At 38.4% G+C, this 20,433-nt stretch carries 22 protein-coding genes and 1 riboswitch; of the genes, 18 read left to right on the top strand and 4 right to left on the bottom strand.

Features of this window, described 5'->3' with window-relative positions:
- Window positions 1-3 precede the first annotated feature (3 nt).
- From H0173_RS00940 to H0173_RS00925, 4 genes are read right to left on the bottom strand one after another with little or no spacing between them, the layout of a single operon-like run.
- Window positions 4-2,322 carry a xanthine dehydrogenase family protein molybdopterin-binding subunit gene (locus H0173_RS00940; protein WP_260630964.1) on the bottom strand — a complete coding sequence of 773 codons (2,319 nt, stop codon included), beginning with the start codon at window positions 2,320-2,322 and terminating at the stop codon, window positions 4-6.
- Window positions 2,319-3,194, bottom strand: a complete 876-nt coding sequence (locus tag H0173_RS00935; RefSeq protein ID WP_221844045.1) for an FAD binding domain-containing protein — start codon at window positions 3,192-3,194, stop codon at window positions 2,319-2,321. The genes H0173_RS00940 and H0173_RS00935 overlap by 4 nt, the downstream gene beginning before the upstream one ends.
- A gap of 10 nt (window positions 3,195-3,204) precedes the next feature.
- Window positions 3,205-3,801: a nucleotidyltransferase family protein gene (locus H0173_RS00930; protein WP_221844044.1), complete on the bottom strand. Its 597-nt coding sequence runs from the start codon at window positions 3,799-3,801 to the stop codon at window positions 3,205-3,207.
- Window positions 3,801-4,292, bottom strand: coding sequence for a (2Fe-2S)-binding protein (locus H0173_RS00925; protein ID WP_221844043.1), 492 nt, complete (start codon window positions 4,290-4,292; stop codon window positions 3,801-3,803). Before H0173_RS00925 ends, H0173_RS00930 begins: the two co-directional genes overlap by 1 nt.
- A 317-nt stretch (window positions 4,293-4,609) precedes the next feature.
- Window positions 4,610-4,708: riboswitch (purine riboswitch) on the bottom strand.
- A 148-nt stretch (window positions 4,709-4,856) separates the two neighbouring features.
- Between H0173_RS00925 and H0173_RS00920 the strand changes: the two genes are divergently transcribed.
- From H0173_RS00920 to H0173_RS00835, 18 genes are all read left to right on the top strand, one after another.
- Window positions 4,857-5,207 carry a Na-translocating system protein MpsC family protein gene (locus tag H0173_RS00920; RefSeq protein ID WP_221844042.1) on the top strand — a complete coding sequence of 117 codons (351 nt, stop codon included), beginning with the start codon at window positions 4,857-4,859 and terminating at the stop codon, window positions 5,205-5,207.
- A 246-nt stretch (window positions 5,208-5,453) separates the two neighbouring features.
- The gene (locus H0173_RS00915; protein ID WP_221844041.1) at window positions 5,454-6,782 is read left to right on the top strand and encodes a nucleobase:cation symporter-2 family protein; all 1,329 of its coding nucleotides are present in this window, start codon (window positions 5,454-5,456) and stop codon (window positions 6,780-6,782) included.
- A 46-nt stretch (window positions 6,783-6,828) separates the two neighbouring features.
- Window positions 6,829-8,292, top strand: coding sequence for an allantoinase AllB (allB, locus tag H0173_RS00910; protein WP_221844040.1), 1,464 nt, complete (start codon window positions 6,829-6,831; stop codon window positions 8,290-8,292).
- A gap of 97 nt (window positions 8,293-8,389) precedes the next feature.
- Window positions 8,390-8,980: a cysteine hydrolase family protein gene (locus H0173_RS00905; protein ID WP_221844039.1), complete on the top strand. Its 591-nt coding sequence runs from the start codon at window positions 8,390-8,392 to the stop codon at window positions 8,978-8,980.
- A complete protein-coding gene (locus tag H0173_RS00900) occupies window positions 8,973-9,563 on the top strand; it encodes a UbiX family flavin prenyltransferase (RefSeq protein ID WP_260630963.1) in 591 nt (196 codons plus the stop codon). Before H0173_RS00905 ends, H0173_RS00900 begins: the two co-directional genes overlap by 8 nt.
- Window positions 9,560-10,897: a UbiD family decarboxylase gene (locus tag H0173_RS00895; RefSeq protein WP_221844038.1), complete on the top strand. Its 1,338-nt coding sequence runs from the start codon at window positions 9,560-9,562 to the stop codon at window positions 10,895-10,897. The genes H0173_RS00900 and H0173_RS00895 overlap by 4 nt, the downstream gene beginning before the upstream one ends.
- A 71-nt stretch (window positions 10,898-10,968) precedes the next feature.
- Window positions 10,969-11,232 (top strand): BMC domain-containing protein, encoded by a 264-nt coding sequence (locus H0173_RS00890; protein WP_221844037.1) that lies wholly within the window; start codon window positions 10,969-10,971, stop codon window positions 11,230-11,232.
- 14 nt (window positions 11,233-11,246) lie between these two features.
- Entirely contained in the window at window positions 11,247-12,236 is a 990-nt protein-coding gene (locus tag H0173_RS00885; RefSeq protein WP_221844036.1) for a hypothetical protein, read from the top strand.
- Window positions 12,237-12,256: 20 nt separating this feature from the next.
- Window positions 12,257-12,715 carry a BMC domain-containing protein gene (locus tag H0173_RS22505; protein ID WP_221844035.1) on the top strand — a complete coding sequence of 153 codons (459 nt, stop codon included), beginning with the start codon at window positions 12,257-12,259 and terminating at the stop codon, window positions 12,713-12,715.
- Between the two features lie 27 nt (window positions 12,716-12,742).
- Window positions 12,743-13,027 carry a BMC domain-containing protein gene (locus H0173_RS00875; RefSeq protein WP_066288284.1) on the top strand — a complete coding sequence of 95 codons (285 nt, stop codon included), beginning with the start codon at window positions 12,743-12,745 and terminating at the stop codon, window positions 13,025-13,027.
- A 2-nt stretch (window positions 13,028-13,029) separates the two neighbouring features.
- Window positions 13,030-13,770, top strand: a complete 741-nt coding sequence (locus H0173_RS00870) for a hypothetical protein (protein WP_221844034.1) — start codon at window positions 13,030-13,032, stop codon at window positions 13,768-13,770.
- A 14-nt stretch (window positions 13,771-13,784) separates the two neighbouring features.
- Window positions 13,785-14,063, top strand: a complete 279-nt coding sequence (locus H0173_RS00865; RefSeq protein WP_221844033.1) for a EutN/CcmL family microcompartment protein — start codon at window positions 13,785-13,787, stop codon at window positions 14,061-14,063.
- Window positions 14,064-14,066: 3 nt separating this feature from the next.
- Entirely contained in the window at window positions 14,067-15,875 is a 1,809-nt protein-coding gene (gene ade / locus H0173_RS00860; protein WP_221844032.1) for an adenine deaminase, read from the top strand.
- A gap of 20 nt (window positions 15,876-15,895) precedes the next feature.
- Window positions 15,896-16,579, top strand: coding sequence for a cyclase family protein (locus tag H0173_RS00855; RefSeq protein ID WP_221844031.1), 684 nt, complete (start codon window positions 15,896-15,898; stop codon window positions 16,577-16,579).
- A 19-nt stretch (window positions 16,580-16,598) separates the two neighbouring features.
- Window positions 16,599-17,222, top strand: a complete 624-nt coding sequence (locus H0173_RS00850; protein ID WP_221844030.1) for a DUF1989 domain-containing protein — start codon at window positions 16,599-16,601, stop codon at window positions 17,220-17,222.
- A complete protein-coding gene (locus H0173_RS00845) occupies window positions 17,222-18,391 on the top strand; it encodes a M20 family metallopeptidase (protein ID WP_221844029.1) in 1,170 nt (389 codons plus the stop codon). Before H0173_RS00850 ends, H0173_RS00845 begins: the two co-directional genes overlap by 1 nt.
- Window positions 18,388-19,725: a 5'-deoxyadenosine deaminase gene (locus H0173_RS00840; protein ID WP_221844028.1), complete on the top strand. Its 1,338-nt coding sequence runs from the start codon at window positions 18,388-18,390 to the stop codon at window positions 19,723-19,725. Before H0173_RS00845 ends, H0173_RS00840 begins: the two co-directional genes overlap by 4 nt.
- Before the next feature lie 116 nt (window positions 19,726-19,841).
- Window positions 19,842-20,255 carry a CoA-binding protein gene (locus tag H0173_RS00835; protein WP_221844027.1) on the top strand — a complete coding sequence of 138 codons (414 nt, stop codon included), beginning with the start codon at window positions 19,842-19,844 and terminating at the stop codon, window positions 20,253-20,255.
- The last annotated feature ends 178 nt before the right edge of the window (window positions 20,256-20,433 follow it).

The raw sequence follows: 20,433 nt of genomic DNA, 5'->3' as shown, positions 1-20,433 counted from the left end.
TCATCACCTAGTAGAATTAGCTTCTAGCTTTAATTTCTTTATTGCATTAAAAATCCTTTCAGGTGTTGCTGGCAAGTGATAGATTCTTGCTCCGGTAGCGTCATAAATAGCTGACATAATAGCAGCAATAATTGGAATCATTACGACTTCGCCAATTCCTTTTGCACCGAATGGCCCGGATTGTTCAGGGGCATCTTCTACAGGGAATGTTTCAATAATCGGTGTTTCTCTAATAGTTGGAATAATATAATCAGTAAAATTTCTCGTTTTATGAACGCCGCCTTCAATTAATACATCTTCGTATAGAGTGTAACCAATCCCCATGACAGCTCCGCCTTCCGCTTGACCTTCAAGTCCTTGAGGATTTATTACCTTGCCTGCATCAGGAATGGACACAACGCGGAGAACATCTGTCTCACCAGTCAATGTATCAACCTCCACCATGACTACATGAGTGAGGTAGCCATATAAATGATGAGGGGCCCCTCCAGAACCTTTAAGTTCGACCTTTTCTTTAGGAAGGATAAAATGCCCTTCAACTCGAGTTTTCCGATGCTGCTCATATAGGTAATTAAATATAGCTTGATAGGAAATATTTTCGCCATTAGCAGTAAGGCAGTTGTGCTTCACTTCTACATTTGAAGGAGGGACGTTAAGTATTTCTGCTGCAGCTTTAGTTAGAAGTTCCACCATTTTTGGTGCAGCGGCTGCAACAGCTCTTCCGCCCGTATAAGTTGAGCGGGAAGCGGTAACTGTTCCGCTGTCCAGTGTTTGACCCGTGTCACCTTGAACAACTTTAATCAGGCTAATATCACAATTGAGAATTTCCGCTGCTACCTGCGCGTATGCAGTACTATTCCCGCCACCAATTTCTTCGCAGCCGACTCCAACGAGAAACTTTCCATCAGCTAGAAGTTCAATAGCTGAAGCGCCGTAATCTGGCAATCCTATTCCCATTCCAATTCCATGAAAGGATGTTGCAAGTGAAACACCGCGTTTTTTCCACGGCTCGCTTACTTCATTTTTATATTTGTCTCGATTTTTCCAAAGATCACAGTTTTCTGCTATGTCAAGTGTTTTATATGTTCCAACACTTGACTTCACTACATGACCTAAACTTGAAATATCTCCTTGGTGATATACATTTTTCTTCCGGATTTCAATTGGATCTATGCCAAGCTTTTCAGCAATCATATCCATATGTGTTTCAATTGCCATACAAACTTGATTAACTCCAAAGCCTCTAAAAGCTCCTGCAATTCCGTTATTTGTGTATACGCAGAACCCTTCAAGATTTACGTTTGGAATTTTATAGGGACCGCAAGAATGTTCAATTGCTAATGCAATAACAGCTCCGCCGAGTGATGCGTATGCACCTGTATCTGCTACAGCTCTTACTTCATTTGCTATTAAGGTACCGTCCTTTTTCACAGCTGTTTTCATATGAACTTTAAATGGATGTCTCTTTATTCCGGCGATGACTGATTCCTCACGGCTTAAATGAATTTTTACTGGACGTCCATTTGTGTGCATGGCGAGAAGAGCTAAATATATTTGGACAGTGATTTCATCCTTGCCGCCAAAAGCACCCCCAATTGGACTAGATATCACTCTAATTCTTTCAGGGTTATAGGCAATAGAACGGGCAATTTGCATTCGGTCACGATGGGCATATTGTCCCGGACATCGAATGGTAATAAAGCCTTCTTCATCCATGACTCCCCATCCGCCTTCTGTTTCTATAAAGGCATGCATTTGTCTAGGAGAATAAAAAGTATTTTCGACAATAAGCTCCGCTTCGTCAAAAGCTTTTTTGGTATCTCCATTTTTAATCATGACATGACTATGGATATTACCATCGCGATGTAGCTTTGGAGCAGAGGCGCTCATAGCATATTCCGCATCAGTTACAACCTCAAGAGTCTCGTAGTCGACATCAATTAATTGAAGTGCTTGTTCAGCAATTTCTTTCGTTTCGGCAGCAACAAGGGCAACGGCGTCACCAGTACAGCGAACAACATCGGAGCATAAGACAGGCTGATCGGGAATTACAATACCAAAACCGTTAAAACCTGGGATATCTTTATGGGTTAAGACGCAGACGACACCAGGAAGCTGTTCGGCCTTTTCCGTGTTAATTGAATTTATTTTTGCATGAGGATATTTTGCGCGCAGAACCTTTCCCCATAACATATTGTCATAATGGTAATCTGTCATGTATTTTAGTTCGCCTGTAACCTTTTCCGGTCCATCAATTCTTTGAACCCTTTTTCCAATCCACTTGAAGACCTGCTCATTATACATTTCATCTATTTGCTTCATTTATTTTCCCACCTCTGCATAAGTCGATAGAGTCCGCGTTCTAGTAAGGCGCTTGCCATATCACGCCGATATTCCGCAGTAGCTCTAACATCTGTAATGGGCATGACTTCTTTCCAGGCAATTTTAGCTATATTTTGGATTAATTCCTCCGTTAAAGGATTGAGAGTGATCATTGACTCACATTTTTTTGCTCGAATAATGGTTGGTCCTACTGATCCGAATGCTATTTTTCCTTTAAGAACTTGCCGGTCTTCTCCCATTAATAGAGAGATCGCCACATTAACAATCGAAATAGATTGTGCTTTTCTCGGGCCGAGTTTTTGAAATATCCCGATTTCATTTTCATCCTGAGGCTGGATTATAATCTTGGTTACCATTTCATTTTGCTTTAACGCTGTTTTTCCAGGACCGATAAAAAACTGTTCAATAGGGACAAGTCGTGTGTTGGCTAATGAACTGATCTCAATGACTGCATTTAGAACATATAGAGCAGGAATTGTATCACCAGCAGGGGAGGCTGTACCGATGTTTCCTCCAATCGTACCTGCATTTTGCATCTGAATGGCTCCTACTTCCCCGGATGCTTCAACTAATACATCAGCTTTCCTTTGGAGGAGCTTGGATTTTACAATGTCAGTATGTGTAGTCAATGGGCCAATTTGAATAGATCCATCTTTTTCAGAAATATACCGCAATTCCTTTAAATCTTGAATATTTATCCATTTTTGCGGGCGCCATTTACCTTCCTTCATTCGAACAACTGCATCTGTACCGCCAGCGATTAGTTTTACATTAGATCCTTCTTTTGATAATATTGTTAAACACTCTTTTAAAGAGGCAGGTGATACAACATCAATCTCAGAAACTAGCATAATAGACCTCCTAGTAATATGTATTTAAAGCGTCTTGATAGTTTTCTGGTGTGTTAATATTTAAAGAAATTAGGGGAGTATCAACGGGTAACTCCAATATTTCTTTTTCGTATTTTCGTATAATATTTCTTAATCCAAAGGTTTCTTCTTGTATTAGTAACAATTCATTAAATAGTTTTGATGAGAATAAGATGGGATGCCCTCTTTTGCCATTACAAGCAGGAATCGCGATCGATGCATTAGAAGTTTTTAATGAGTTAATGAGCTCATTATTGATGGATGGGGCTGTTGGCTGGTCAACGGCAGTCATTAAAATATATTTTGAGGTATGATCTATTGATTGAAGTCCTTTAATTATAGAAGAGCATTTTCCGTTTTCGTAATTTTCGTTGTATATCGTTTTTACTGGATATTTACTGGCTAATGGCAAAAAAAATTTTGCCTGATAACCGAGAACAACGATTATCTCAGAAACTGCAGAGTTTAAAAGTGATTGAATTTGGTATTGGAATAGAGTTGTTCCCTGCCAATTAACGAGACCCTTATGTGGAAGCGGATGCATTCGGGTGGACTTTCCGGCTGAAAGTAAAACGGCTGAAACACTCATTAAGTCGATGCACTTGCCTTTATTTTTAATTCTTTTTCTGCGGCAGATTGAATGGCCTTAATAATTTTTGTGTAGCCAGTGCAGCGGCATAGATTACCGCCTAGAGCTGTTTTTATTTGCTCAACTGATGGAATATAATCAATTTCATTGAGGAATGCTCTCGAGGCCACGATAATACCAGGTGTACAATAACCGCATTGCGTCGCCCCTTCGATAACAAATGATTCTTGAATGGTATCCATATTTGATGTAAGACCAATTCCCTCACACGTAGTTATCACTTTATTTTCCGCCTGTTTAGCAAGAATGAGACATGAACAGACTACATCACCATTAAGAAGAACTGAGCACGAGCCGCATTCTCCCTTTCCACAGCATTCTTTACTTGCCGTCAGGTGTAAATCCTCCCTTAAAACATCGAGTAATGTTTTCGCAGGAGGGCATACAATTTCACAAGCTTTCCCGTTAACGATTAAATTAATTTTCTTCACTGGTTTTTCCTCCATAATAAATGAATTATTGAATGAAAATTTCATTGATTTGCCTGTTTTGTAAAGAATGAAAGTTGGAATATGGTGTATTATTGATTGGGAGTAAATCTTGAAAAATATTAATAAGTATTTTTACAAAGAGGCAGCAACTAGCTTCTATCAGGAGAATGTAATGGCATGATCCCATTTTTATTTTTGCTGTATTAAAGCATTTTGTTGATTGGAGCCGAAAGCATTTCTCTGAAGCGGAATTCAACAGTAATAATTAACATAGCCTCAATCTAAAAAATTCCCATACAAAAGGTTACTATGACTCCTTGCCACAGTTATCCTTTCGTAGTCAGGAATTTACGGTCCCTAGTAGAAACCCTCAAACCAATTTTTGAGGTTATACGAAAATAGTAATTAAATTTTAAAAACAAAAAATGCTTAAGATTTCTAAATAGTATGAGTTGATTTGTAGTGTAATAGCCATTCCAATATTTTGTCAAGTGCAAATTTTCAGAAAACGGAGTTGACTTTAAATTTAGTTTTGTTTAATATAGTGACTAACAGGAGGAAAATATGTCTATTATTTCTACATATAACCAGCAATCATTAAAAAAAGATATTGCTCATCTTTATAATCGTGTTAACCAGGAAATACATGGTGTAGGTGTAAGGAAACAGCGTATTGAAGTTTTTGATGACAGAGTAATAGTTTTTGCTCAGCATAAACGGGTACAGGCACTCCAAACGCTAAGCAAGAATTTTCAGCATTTGACTCTTTCGGTGGATTCGGCATTAATTGTTGAATTTAAATCGTTATTTAAAGGGCAAATTGAAGAAACGCTGGATTTAAGGGTAAAGACGATATTAAAAGATTATGATCCTGTAAGCGAAGAGGCTTGTACAATCATTTATTTTAAAGAATAATAGCTATCAATTTTGTTTGGGGAAGTTGTGCAGAGCGCATCTTCCTTAAGCCATTATTGAAAGCGGTTCCTCTAGCTTTTGTTTATCGGAAGTTATATGAAACCGCAGTAATAGAACATCTTTGTAAAGATGTAATCTATTGCTGCGGTTTTTTATATACTAAATAATTTTCAGGAGGTGATTAATGCAAATATGCATCTCAATAATAAGTTACAGTAATACTCTAAAAAATTTGGGGGGCTGACCTTGAAAAAGCTAAATCCTGTAAAAGTTGGAACTTTAGGATTTCAGCATGTTTTGGCAATGTATGCAGGCGCTGTAATAGTTCCATTAATTGTTGGACCTGCAATCGGATTAAATGCACAACAACTTGCTTACTTAATCTCCATTGACTTATTTACTTGTGGAATTGCGACATTATTACAGGTGATTGGCGGAGAGCATTTTGGAATTAAGCTGCCTGTTATATTGGGATGTACCTTTACTGCAGTTGGACCTATGATTGCAATTGGAAAGTTACAAGGTATTACGGCTATTTACGGGGCTATTATTGTTTCCGGTATTGTAGTAATGATATTGTCACAATTTATGAGCAAAATTATGCGTTTTTTCCCTCCTGTTGTCACTGGATCTGTAGTTGCCATCATTGGTGTTTCATTAATTCCTGTAGCAATGAATAATGCTGCTGGGGGGCAGGGTTCTCCGGACTTTGGCAGCCCGCAAAACTTGTTTCTAGCGGCATTTACTTTATTTCTTATTATCATCATGAATCGATTCTTAAAGGGGTATATGCGGGCAATCTCAGTATTACTCTCTCTCATTGCGGGAACTTCAGTGGCATATATAATGGGGATGGTTAGTTTTGCAGAAGTTGCCAATGCTTCCTGGTTTCATATCGTTCAGCCCTTTTATTTCGGTCTGCCAACCTTCAATGCTTCAGCTATACTGACAATGACTTTAGTTGCTATCGTTAGCATGATAGAATCCACTGGAGTTTTCCTCGCATTAGGTGATGTTTGCGAACGTAAAATATCATCTAAAGATATTAAGAAGGGATTGAGAGCAGAAGGACTTGCGGTGGTCATAGGAGGAATTTTTAACGCATTTCCGTACACGTCATTTTCTCAAAATGTTGGTCTCGTTGCACTGACCAAAGTTAAAACTAGAAATGTTGTGATTTCAGCCGGTTTTATTCTTATGATATTAGGTTTACTTCCAAAGATTGCAGCATTAACGACAATTATTCCAATGGCGGTTTTAGGAGGAGCTATGATTCCTATGTTTGGCATGGTCATTTCCTCAGGTGTCAGAATGCTCTCAGCGGTAGACTTTAGTAAAAATGAAAATCTATTAATTATCGCCTGCTCAATTGGAATCGGCTTAGGATCTGCTGTAGTTCCAGCAATTTATGAAAGTCTTCCAACTAGTATCAGATTGCTTGTCGAAAATGGAATTGTTCTAGGAAGCATTACAGCAATTTTATTAAATTTGGTCTTTAATTATAAGGAGTTAAATATATCTGAAGATGAGCAAGTTAATCAAATGAAAACCGATCACTCAATGGATTTCATTTAATCTCAGAAATAATACTAGAAAATTAATAGCTGAAGGAGTAGAGAATATGGATTTAATTCTGAAAAATGCAAATATTCCACAAGGAGATCGTCAAGTTTTAACGAATATTCTAGTAAAAGATGGAAAAATAGTTGGCTATTCCAATGATATCAGTTTCCTAAACGCCTCAAAAGTAATTGATGTAGGGGGAAAGCTAGTTGTTCCAGGGTGTATTGATCCACACACTCATTTTATGGATCCGGGCTTTACACATCGGGAAACCTTTGCTACTGGAAGCCGTTCAGCAGCTGCAGGCGGATTGACGACAATCATAGATATGCCATGCTGCAGTAAGCCGTCAGTTCGAGATGGAGATAGCTTCCAGAAGAAGATTGGCCCAATTCGTGATCAAGCATATATTGATTATTGCTTCTGGGGCGGAATGACAGGGGAAGATGCTCGTGAAGGCTGGATTGATAATATTTATCCTCAAATTGATGAGGGAGTTGTAGCTTTTAAAGTTTACATGACACCTTCTGTACCTACTTTCCCAAAAGTTTCAGATGCTGAAATGCTAGAAATTTTCACACATGTTGCAAAAACAGGCTTGCCAATAGGAGTACATGCCGAAAACTATGATATTTGTACCTTCTACTCTAAGAAACTAGAAAAAGAAGGTCGTTTAGATGGCCCTGCATGGGCAGAAGCTCGTTCAAGTCTTGCTGAAAAAGTAGCTATTGAATTAATTTTAAGTTTTGCTGAAGCAACAGATGCAAGAGTTCATGTCGTCCATATGAGTACAAAAGAAGGAGTTGAACTTGTAAAGGCTGCTAAAAAGAGAGGAGTTAAGGTTACAGCTGAAACTTGTCCTCATTATTTAATGTTGAATGCTCAAGACTCGATGTCAGAAAGAGGATCATTTGCAAAAATTGCACCTCCTTTACGAGGCAAGGAAGACAATGAATCACACTGGCAGGCACTTGCAGATGGAACGATCGATTTTGTCGGAACAGATCATGCGCCATATGAAATTGCTACTGAAAAAGATTATCCAGGCTCGACAATTTGGAATACTTTCCCTGGCATTCCAGGAGTAGAAACGATGGTTCCTATTCTAGTTAGTGAAGGATTAAATAAAGGTAGATTATCACTATCTCGCTTTGTTGAAGTAACTAGCCGAAATGCAGCCATTCACTATGGCATCTATCCGAAAAAGGGATCAATGGAAATTGGCAGTGATGCGGATTTCACTATTATTGATTTGGATAAAGAGTACGTCATTGACGAACAAAAAACACAATCAATGGCGAAATACAATCCTTTACACGGCTTGAAATTAAAAGGAAAACCAATACAAACAATTATCCGGGGAACACTTATTTATGATGAAGATAATGGTGGGATTGTTGGGGAAGCTGGCTATGGAGAATATGTGCCGCGCCAAAGTATTCAACGATTAGAAAGAACGCTTAGATATGAAAAGTATGAAGCCGTAAAAGTAGAAGAGAAGGAAGCTGTTTCGCAAAACTAATATGACTAAGATTTAATATAATGCAAAATTTTTTATATTAAATTGTAAGGTTCATATATTAAAAAGGAAATGAATTTACAGAAAGGATGTTAGATTCGTGGAACTTAAAGGAAAAAAACATTGTGTAGTTGTCATTGATATGCTAAATGATTTCATTGGTGAAAATGCAGCTCTCCGTTGTGAAAACGGGGAAAAAATAGTTCCAAAAATAAGAGAGCTAATTGACTTTGCACATGATCATAATATTCAGGTTGTTCATGTACAAGAAGCTCATCGCAAAAATGACAGGGACTTCCGAGTTAGACCTGTTCATGCAGTAAAGGGAACTTGGGGATCGCAATTTATTCCTGAGTTGCAGCCTGAAGAGGATAAAGGTGACTACGTCGTGCAAAAACGCCGACACAGCGCATTTAGCTACACAGACTTCGATCTATTTCTAAGGGAAGAAGAGATTGATACGGTTGTTTTAACAGGTGTGTGGACGAATGTTTGTGTTCGGAGTACAGCATCTGATGCATTGTATCACGGTTATAATATAATCTGCATTTCAGATGGGACAGCGTCACAGGATGATGATATGCATGTATCCGGATTAAGGGATATCGATATTTTTGGTGACATTATGACGACTGAGGAATATAAAGAAGCAGCAAAAATAAAATTCTCCCAAGACGAAAAGGTTGTCTAATATTATTCCTTCAGGTACTAGAAAAAGAAGAATATTAGTTGGCATTACAGGGGCTAGCGGATCATTGTATGGCTATACTTTGATCCGTGCCCTTCATCAATTAGATATAGAAACGCACTTAATTGTAACGGAGATGGGAGAAAAGGTCATGCAATTTGAGTGCGGTGTAACGATGGAGGAGCTAAAAGAGTATGCCACTATCCATAGTAATAAGAATTTATTTGCTTCGATAGCGAGCGGATCCTATTTGACAGATGGGATGGTCATTGTTCCTTGCTCAATGAATACACTAGGTGCTATCGCCAATGGGGTCGGTGATACATTACTTAGCAGAGCTGCCAGTGTTGTTTTGAAAGAAAATCGCAACTTTATAATAGTTCCAAGGGAAGCGCCATTTAATTTAATTCACTTGCGTAATATGACGCTGTTAGCTGAGACAGGTGCTTGTATTATGCCGGCTTCGCCAGGTTTCTACCATAAGCCGACAGAAATCTGGGAGCTTGCGAACTTTATGGTTGCCCGAATACTAGACATGCTTAATATTGATCATCAAATCCTGGAAAGGTGGGGAGAACGTTCATGAATCCTGTAACGATGAGAGCATTATTAGATGACTGGGAGAATAAAGGAATTTTATTACGGATCAAAAAGGAAGTAGATCCCCGCTATGAGTTAGGAGCAGTAGTTAATACGAAAAATGGAAGGCAGCCATTTCTCTTTGAAAAAGTGAAGGGCTATCAATCTCAAATGGCAGCTGGATTAGGCGGAGATCGTGATCTTGTTGCCGACAGTATGGGAATTCATACCTCTGAACTTATTCCAAAAATTATTGATTCGATTGTAAATCCAATCCCTACAACATTAAAGGAAACCGGACCAGTACAAGAAAATCTAGTTACAGGTGACTTTGACTTAGCTGACCTTTTTCCAATTCCAACTTTTCATGCAGGAGATTCAGGTGCATATTATGTTTCTGGAATTCTAGTAGTAAAAGATATTACAGGAACGAAAAGGTATACATCGATTCGCAGAATGCAGTACCTTGGCGGTAACAGGACAAATATATTAATTACTTCACCTGAACTGCTGGAGCAGTATTCTCATTTTGAAAAGCAGAGAGAACCAATGGAAATAGCCGTTATGTTCGGTGTTGTGCCTGCTGTCGTATTAAGTTCACAAATAAGTACTCATTTATATCATACAGATAAATTGAATGTTGCAGGTGCCCTTCTTGGACAATCTCTCGATGTTGTTCGCTGTAAAACCGTGGACTTAGAAGTCCTTGCAGAAGCAGAAATTGTTTTAGAAGGCCGTATGCTTCCTCATGAAAGAGAAATGGAAGGACCTTTCGGTGAATTGGCAGGATATTATGGATTCCGTTCGCCACAGCCAGTTGTTGAGATTTCAGCTGTAACGTATCGAAACAATGCCATTAATCAAACTATATTTCCTTCTAGCTTTGAGGAAAGATTGCCAATGGCTCTTGTTCGTGAAGCCACTCTTCTAAGCACTGTACGCCAGGTCGTTCCGAATATTAAAGCCGTACATATTCCAATGGGGGGTGTTGCTCGCTACCATGCAGTTATCCAAATCGAAAAGAAATCAGAAGGCGATGGAAAGCAAGCGGCACTTGCTGCATTCGCCAGTGACAAAGACTTAAAACATGTAGTTGTCGTTAACGATGATGTTGATATTTTTGATTCTGACGATGTCGAATGGGCAATTGCGACTAGAGTCCAGGCAGCGAGTGATGTTTTTATCGTTCCTGGAGCTAAAGGGTCACCTCTTGAATCCTCTCATAATTTAAGAGGGGTTTCCGATAAAATGGGCATTGATGCGACCTACCCGATAGGAGAAGAAGAAATGTTTAGAAGAACATCCATTCCAATTGAAGTAAATTTAGAAGATTATTTATAAATTCCACAAGTTTGAACGATAAGTACTTACTTTAATTCTTCAAACTGGTCTTAAAAATGGAGGGATCAAAGATGAAAGCCATTGGGATGATTGAAACAAGGGGATTAACAGCTGCAATAGAAGCACTTGATTCAATGGCCAAAGCTGCAAACGTAAGTTTAGTAGATATGAAAAAAGTTGGGTCAGGATTAGTGACCGTAATTGTTGAAGGTGATGTTGCCGCCGTTACTGCTGCTGTAGAAGTGGGAAGAGAAGCTCATAACAGAACTGGTGGAGAATTAGTTTCCTTTAATGTCATTCCCCGCCCTCATTCAGAACTGGCAAAGATTCTCTAAGGAGGTGATCATGTTTGTCAGAATTTATGAAAAGTATCGTCCAAGAAGTATTAAAGCCTGCTAATAAACCAAAGGAAAATCCGCTTTTCGATGGTGAAACAAAGTATATTTATTCAAAATCAATTGTTAATACAACTGCCAAAACGAATGATCAGCCACCCATCCAAGGCATTGATCGTCCGAACTATCAGAAGAAAAATATACAAAAAAGGCTGGCAGGCATCCCAGTAAAACCCACTGCAAATATTGCCAGTACGTCTCCCATTCCTGCACCAAGAAAAAGCAGCTCCGCTAATCAAATTAATAAAGATTTTGTTACAGGCTCACTCTCTAAACTGCAAACAATTTCTTTAGTTCAAGGAAATCAGCCGAAAAATAGCTCTTATAAAAATTCACCCGCAAGCAAGCATAGTTTTCATGAACAAAGTCAATTTATTGGCGAAACAAAAAATGGAACGAAAGCTTGGATTTTTCCATGTGTGCATCATCAAATTTTAGAAGTTTTTCAGCGGCCGTTAAAAACAAATTCCATTGGGGTTATTTCATGTGAAAGATCCACAATGGGACAACTTTTTCTAACCAATGAAGTATTAAGAGAATTCTCATCTCTCAAATACAATTTAATATGGGATAAGGACCAAAAAAATGGATTTGTCATCGAGTTATATGAAGAAAATACGGACCGCCTTTCTAATGCAGTCAAAACAATGTTTCAAAAGCTTTCCCAGTATTCATTCAAACAAATACAAACGTTTAAAGTTCAGTCACCAAGCCCTTGGCTGACAAAACAGCTTAATTTAACAGCTCAAGTTGATGGAGCAGCTGTAATAGAAGGGATTGATAAATATTCATCTGTACATGTTTTAGATCGATATTTAAAACAATCACCTTCAGATCACTTTAGTTTTAAGATCGAAAGAAATTTTATATTGCTGTACGGAAAATACGATATTGTTTCTAAAGCTGCTGATGAATTGCAGAAACAAGCAGAAAAAATTAAATAAACGTTATAGGACTGGAGGCTATGTCATTGCAGGCACTAGGATTAATTGAAACAGTTGGCTATTTAACGGCTGTTTCTGCTGCGGATGCTGCTGTAAAAGCGGCTGATGTAGAGATAGTCGGCATCGAAAAGGTCATAGGAGTAAACGGCTATCTTGGGGTTACTGTTCATTTCAGTGGTGATGTTGCTGCAGTTAAATCAGCAGTAGATGCTGGCAAGGCTGCCGCTGAACGGGTAGGGAACGTCATTTCTTCACATGTAATTCCAAGGGCTCATAATGAAGTGGCTCAGAAGCTTCTGCCTAATTTCAAGCTAGAGAAGAAGAACTTAATTAGCACCGAAAACTCTGCAACGAAAAATAATGATTATACAGAAACAAAAAAGAAGAAATCGAAAGACTTAGCGAAAAACGAACCGCAAAAAAATACGGATAGTGAATCAAAGAGTAATAATAGTTTAGCAGAAGACAATGATAAATAAAATAATTGACAATAAGGAGGAATTATTATGGGTGAAGCATTAGGGTTAGTTGAAACAAAAGGTTTAGTTGGAGCTGTTGAAGCAGCAGATGCAATGGTAAAGGCAGCAAATGTAGAAATTTGCGGTTATGAAAAGGTTGGGTTTGGTCTCGTAACAGTTATGGTAAGAGGCGATGTTGGTGCTGTGAAGGCTGCGACTGACGCTGGTGCTGAGGCGGCTAGCCGTGTTGGGGAACTTGTTTCTGTACATGTCATTCCGAGACCACACAGTGAAGTTGAACGTGCACTATTATCTAAAACGATTGGTGAATGAGAATGAGCTCATATAAGCAGAGTGTCATGATGCAGCACACTCTGCAGGAGCTGTCTGATCGAAACTGCATGGGCAAGAGCCAACAGAAAAGACCATATGTCCTGGCTCTAATTACCTCTCATTTGATAGGAATGGAACCAGGACTTTTATATTTAAACAGACTAGTAAAAAAACAATGGATCGTTCGAATCTCGGCGGAGCAATCTCTATTTTTGAATTACACAAGAACTGAGCTTATTGGATTAACAGGTAATGATGATTGGATTCCGCTCCAAAGACTAACAGAAAGATTGATAAAACAGGCTGATATTATATTGATTCCTATTCTTTCATTTTCCCTAGTTTCAGATATTATTTCTTTTAATGAACAAAGACCTATTGTTCGAATGATCTTAAATGGATTGTTAACTGGGAAAAAGGTAGTTGCCTTAAAGGTAGGCACCGATCCATATCATGAACATTGGAAGCTAAACGGATTGGATAAGGGAACGAATCTATTGAAAAGAAAACTTTATAAACAACTGAGCGAATTAAAATCGATGGGAATTATAATTATTGACCCGGACGAAAGAGTAGAATCGTCCCTCGTGAATACGGAGAAAAAAACAATCGTAACTGCAGAAACTGTTCGGTATATACATTTACAAAAACATGATCACTTAATAGTAACAAAGGAATCGATTATTACTCCTCTTGCTATAGATGTGGCAAGAGAGTTAAATATCACATTAATTTTAGAATAAGGGGACGATTCATTGTGCAAATGGGAATAGTGGTAGGTCGGATTACTGCTACGAGGAAGGATGAAAATCTAGTTGGAACTAAACTCTTAATTACACAGCCGATTGGATTAGACGGACAAGTATTGCCGAACCCCATTATTGCCGTTGATACTGTTGGAGCCGGTATTGGAGAAAGAGTTATTTATGTAACAGGAAGCATGGCTTCAAGGGCTATCAGGAATAAAGAAGCACCTATAGATGCAGCTATTATTGGAATAATTGATAGTTTAGAAGGAACGATGTTAGGGGGGTAAAATGTGGACGCTTTAAAGATTAAAGAAGCAATACAATACAGAAAATTGATCGATGTATTATTAAATCCTAACCTCTATGCAGACATTGTTCTAAGAGGGGGATATTTTATTAATGTCATTACCCGTGAGATTTATGAGGCCGATGTCGCTATAAAAGGTCAATATATTTTAATGGTCGGAGATGCTAAAGATCTAATCGGACCGAAAACAACGGTTGAGGATGTAAGAGGGAAATTCATTAGTCCAGGTTTTATTGATTCTCATATGCATTTCGAGAGCGCCATGCTTACGTGTACTGAATTCTCCAAGCTGTCTATTCCAACTGGCACTACAACTCTGATCGGTGATCCTCATGAGATCGGCAACGTACTGGGAGTTCATGGCATGAAGGCGATGATTGAAGAAGCGAAAACACTTCCTAATCGCATCCTTTTTACAGTTCCTTGTGCAGTACCGGATGCACCTGGGCTGGAAACGTCTGGGTATGACGTTTCAGCAAAGGATATGAAGGATTTATTAAATGATCCTTATGTTCAAGGAATTGGAGAAATTCAAAGCTTCAGTAATATTCAACCTGTCTACCAGCATGCACCTGAGTTAATTGATGATTTAGTGGCAGCTGTTTCCTATGCAAACAGTATTGGGAAGACAGTAGAGGGGAATGCTCCAGAATTATTTGGAAAGGAGCTTGCTGCCCATATTATTAGCGGTGGAACACATGTATCTTGTCATGAAACAACTACAAAGGAAGAAATGATTGAAAAGCTTCGCTATGGCGTAAGTGTATTCATGCGTGAAGGATCATCACAAAGGAATATGGCAGAATGTATTCGCGCCATTACAGAAGAAGGATTAGATTCAAGAAGAGCAATCCTTGTATCTGATGATATGGTCCCTGCAGACCTCCTTAATTTCGGTCATATGAATGACATTATCCGCAGAACAATCGCTGAGGGAATTGACCCTGTTGAAGCAATTCAAATGGCTACAATCAATCCAGCCTCTCACTTTGGCTTTAAAGATGTTGGAGTAATTGCTCCTGGAAAAAGAGCAGATGTCGTCGTAATTAGTGATTTAACCAATATGACTGTTGATCAAGTCTATCTTGGGGGTAAAAAGGCAGCTGAAAAAGGCGAATTAACGATTGAAATTGCTCCTTATATTTATCCAGAAAGTGTAAAGAAGTCAATAAAAAGAAAAGCAGTAACCCTAGATGAATTAACGATAAAGGCCACAGGCAGCCGGGCAAAGGTCAGAGCTATTGAAGCAATTCCATTCCAAAACTTAACTGGAGGAAGCGAATATACACTAAATGTTAAAGATGGAGTTGTCCAGCCATGCCTTCAGCAGGATGTTTTGCCATTACTTGTTGTTGAACGACATGGGCGGACAGGAAAGGTTGGTAAGACTTTCCTTCATGGTTTTGATCTAAAAAGCGGTGCCATAGCAGAAAGTGTTGCCCATGATACCCATAACATTATTGTGACTGGAACGAATTACGAAGATATGGTAACAGCTGTAAATCGAGTGATTGCAATGGGCGGCGGTATTGCGATGATAAAGGATAGTAAGGTAGTTGGAGATTTGCCGCTCCGTATTGGCGGTTTAATGACAGATGAATTAACAGGCAAGGAAATGAGCGATAAAGTCGATGAATTATCCAGACTGGCAAAGGAAGAGCTCGGATGTAGCATGGAGGTACCATTCATGCACTTATCATTCTGGTCCTTAGTTACAAGCCCTAAATGGAAGATTACAGATATGGGTTTAATTGATGTCGATAAATTTGAAGTAATCCCTACAATTATTTAAAACATATAAGGAGGGAAATCATGGGAGTCAAACTAGTTGATTTAACTCAGGAAATTTTTCATGGGATGCCAGTCTTCCCCCTTCACCCATCAACGATGATCTTCACAAATATCACACATGAAGAATCGGAAAAAAAGATCGGTTTTCCTTTTGCGACAAATAATTTAATTATTAACGAACATGGACCTACCCATAGTGATGCTACATATGAGTTTGATCCAAATGGGAAGTATATCGATGAAATGCCACTAGAATATTTTTACGGACCAGCTCTTTGCTTGGATGTATCTCATGTCCCCACTAATCGTTATATCACTAGCCGTGATCTTGAAGAAGCACTTGAGAAATCTGGCCAATTTATTGATAGGGGAGATATTGTCCTGCTATATACGGGACATTATAACAGGTCATACGGAACAGATGAATGGTTGACAACTTATACTGGCCTTGATTACTACGCAGCCAAATGGCTCGCTGAAAAAGGAGTAGTCAATATTGGAGTTGATGCTCCAGCAATTGATCACCCGGATGATCCGAAATTTTCTGGACACCTTATTTGCAGAGAATATGGTATGACAAATACAGAGAATCTTTGTAATCTCGATCAAATTGCCGGAATGCGGTTTTTATATTTCGGGCTCCCGCTCCGAATACGCAATGGAACAGGGTCTCCTATAAGAGCAGTTGCGGTCTTCATCGAATGAATAAATGGAGGATGATAGTATGAAAGAAATCTTTAATAGGGATAAAATTCGTGAAGAAATTATCATACCTCCTTATGAAGGTAGAAGTGCCTTTTTAAGAAAAGGAGAAACGCTTATTATTATCGATTTAGAAGGGAAGCAAGTTGGGGATTTTGTTTGCTTTAATCATGGGGATCCAAAGGAATATGTCTCACCTGTTCATATGAGAGCATCATTAAGCAGTATCCGATTAAAAAAAGGTGACTTATTATTCAGCAATAGACGCCGTCCTCTCATGCAGCTTATTGAGGACACTGTTGGGGTCCATGATATATTTTTTCCTGCTTGTGATTATTACCGCTATAAAATTGATTTTGACAGTGAAGATCATCCGAATTGTCATGATAATTTAGAAGTTGCACTTAAAAAATATAATATCCATCCTGCTATTATTCCAGATCCTATCAATCTATTTATGAATAATGTTCTAGATGATCAAGGTGACTATGTAATTGAGGAGCCTCATTCCAAGCCAGGAGATTATGTCAAATTGAAAGCTTTGGAGGATGTAGTTATTGCTTGTACGACATGTTCGCAAGATATGGCACCAGTCAACGGCTGGAAGGTTACACCGTTAAAAATGCAAATTGTGGAGGCGGAATAATGGATGAAATTCAATTTCTTCAAGAAATTCTGCAGATAAATAGTTCAAATCCCCCTGGAAATGAACACAAAGTAACTGAGGTTTTCATTGAAAGATGCAAGAAAAAAGGAATTCCTTTCAAATTGACTTTCCTTGAAGAAAATCGAAGTAATTTTGAAGTAACACTAAAGGGCAAAGGAGATAAACATTTATTCCTTTGCGGGCATATGGATACAGTTTCCCCTGGAGAGATTGAATGGGATCACGCTCCATTTTCAGGGGAAATCGTGGGAGAAAGAATCTATGGCAGAGGTGCTTCAGATATGAAAAGCGGTTTAGCCGCAATGTATTTGGCACTTGAGTCATTATATCTAGAAAAGGATGTTCCACCTGCTACAATCACGTTTTTAGCAACTGCCGGAGAAGAAGTGGACAGCTGCGGGGCAAGGGCTTTTTTGAATAATAACGAAAATAGAGTAATAGATGCACTTGTAATTGGTGAGCCAACAAATGAAAAAATCGTCGTGGGTCATAAAGGTGCCCTATGGCTTGAAATTTCAACATTTGGGAAAACAGCACATGGAGCAATGCCCCACCAAGGAATTAATGCTGTTGATCATATGGTTGAAGTAATAAAAGTATTAGATAGATTGAAGATAGATTGGAAATTAGAGAGGGAACCTCTAGGAAGCAGCAGTTTGGCAGTCACGATGATTAATGGCGGAATTCAAACAAATGTTATTCCTGATAAATGTACCATCCGTATAGATATAAGGACTGTTCCCCCACAATCCCATGACAGGTTGATGGTAGAGCTGAATACAGAGCTAAATAAACTCGTTGAAAGAAATATACTCTACCAGTTTAATATTACAAAAGTTCTTGACCGTCCACCTGTATTAACCCCTGTGACATCTGATATTATTCAATGTGCATTCGCTATTAAGGATGAACAGGATACCAATTGTTTTGGTGTTTCTTATTATACTGATGCCGCGGTATTAAACCCAAGAAGTGTAATTCCGACACTAATCTATGGGCCAGGTGATGAAAAATTAGCTCATCAGCCTAATGAATGGGTCAGTATTTCATCCTATAGAAGATCAATTGAGTTTTATAAATCATTAATTTTATCCTATAGCAATGAAACGGCAGATAGTGCGGAATCTTTGCAAGGAGGGGTAAAATGAGCAGCATTTTAATAAAAAATGCAGAAATTATTACGATGAACGATAACGAAGAGATCATTACTGGTGATATTTATATTATAGATGATCGGATCGTTGAGATTGGTCAAAACCTTCCTCATTTTGCCAGCAAAGTTATAGATGGAACCGCCAAGACTGTCATTCCCGGCTTTATCCAAACCCACATTCATCTATGTCAAACATTGTTTAGAGGCCAAGCAGATGATCTTGAACTATTAGATTGGCTAAAACAAAAAATTTGGCCACTAGAGGCTTCACATGATGAAGAATCTATTTATTATTCTGCCATGCTCGGAATTGGAGAGCTGCTGCAAAGCGGGACAACAACGGTAGTAGATATGGAAACAGTCCATCATACAGATTCGGCTTTTAAAGCCATTGCAGAAAGTGGAATCAGAGCCTTGGCGGGCAAAGTAATGATGGATAAAGGCGATGAAGTCCCTGTATTATTACGGGAAAATACAAAGGATTCAATTCAGCAAAGTGTTGACCTTCTTGAAAAATGGCATAATTATGATAGAGGCAGAGTCCAGTATGCCTTTTGTCCGCGATTTGTTGTGTCCTGTACAGAAGAATTATTAACAAATGTCAGAGACCTTTCCCATCAATATAATGTTAAGGTTCATACTCATGCTTCAGAAAATGCAACGGAAATATTATTAGTTGAGCGAGATCATGGAATGAGGAATGTAGTCTATTTAGACAGTATTGGTCTTGCAAATGAGAGGTTAATACTTGCACATTGCGTATGGCTTGATGAAGAGGAGAAGAGAATAATTAAAGAACGTGGTGTCAAAGTCAGTCATTGTCCTGGTTCAAATCTTAAGCTTGCATCTGGTATTGCTGAAATTCCTTCTCTTTTGGATTCCCATGCACATGTAAGTCTTGGTGCTGATGGAGCCCCATGTAACAATAACTTGGATATGTTTAATGAAATGAGAATGGCCGCAATTATTCAAAAACCAATACATGGACCGACTGCAATGAATGCCAGAACTGTATTCCGAATGGCTACTATCGGCGGTGCAAAGGCTGTTGGCATGGAAAATGATATTGGCAGTATTGAGGTTGGAAAAAAAGCGGATTTAGCCATATTAAATCTGAATGATTTTCACGTATATCCGTCTTTTGATATCGATCCGATTTCTAGAATTGTTTATTCAGCAACAAGAGCTGATGTAGAAACAACTATTGTTAACGGTAAAATTCTTATGGAAAATCGACGAATGAACACAATGGATAAAGAAATAATTTTAAAAGAATCGAATAAATCCATTAATCGTTTAGTTAAAAGGCTAGAAACAATTGCTTACTAAACTTGCTTGTACTGACCCTTCCTCTTCAATAACCTAAACCCTATATTAGTAAAAATACTATTAATTCGGTATGATAAAGATAGATCAAAAAATGATAATAGTTGGAGGGTCCTTATATGGCAATTGAAATTCCTAGCAGGGATGAGCTCGGTGTCATTCTCAAAAAAGCAAAAAAAGTCGCAGTAGTTGGTTTAAGCGGCAATCCTGAAAGAACATCATATATGGTTTCAAAGGCAATGCAGGATGCAGGCTATGAAATAATTCCTGTTAATCCAACAGTTGATGAAGTATTGGGAGTTAAGGCTGTAAAGAGATTGAAGGATATTGAAGGTCATGTGGATATTGTTAATGTTTTTCGCCGATCCGAACATTTGCTCGAAGTTGCGAAGGAATTTGCAGAAATTGATGCAGATGTTTTTTGGTCACAGCTTGGCTGCATTGACGAAGGTGCCTATAACTTTTTAAAGGAAAAGGGCTATACAGTTGTAATGGATCGCTGTATAAAAGTAGAACATGCCTTAACCAAATAAGCCAATTCATGAGATCTAAAATAGATCTCATTTTTTATTTTTCCAAATATATTTAAGGTTAGTTTCAATTCTTTGATCGTATTTCGGTCCAAACCTTATTTGCCAAATTTGAATAAATCGATAAAATAAAGCATAGACGCTTTTTAATATGTGGTAAAATACATATTAAGAACATTTG

Origin of the sequence: Bacillus sp. S/N-304-OC-R1 (genome assembly GCF_019749375.1) — a bacterium.
Lineage (GTDB): Bacteria > Bacillota > Bacilli > Bacillales > Cytobacillaceae > Cytobacillus.
This window is presented reverse-complemented; position numbering and strand designations above follow the sequence as displayed.